The organism is Cobetia sp. SIMBA_158 (assembly GCF_046566945.1).
GTDB classification, from domain to species: domain Bacteria; phylum Pseudomonadota; class Gammaproteobacteria; order Pseudomonadales; family Halomonadaceae; genus Cobetia; species Cobetia amphilecti.
The window spans coordinates 1-238 of record NZ_JAWJYL010001041.1; the positions used below are offsets into that span (position 1 = coordinate 1).

Here is a 238-nt window from a genome sequence, read left to right on the forward strand (position 1 = left end):
CTACGCAGGATAATGTACCCTTCGTCAGTAAAACGCAGGGCGTTGCTCAACAGGTTGGTTATAACCTGACGAATACGTCGTGGATCGCCCATTAACGCGCACGGCATATCATCGGCAATTGCCGTTGCCAGGCGAATCGGGCGACCTTTCACCCGTCCGCTCATTAATTGCAGGGTACTTTCCAGCAGCGGGCGCGGTTCAAAGGGCTCATCGCTGACCGAAACATTCTTGCCACCTG

General features: G+C 54.6%; 1 pseudogene. It reads right to left on the minus strand.

From position 1 onward, the window contains the following. Positions 1 to 238: pseudogene (locus tag R2R70_RS22975) on the minus strand (hypothetical protein); the annotation flags it as partial.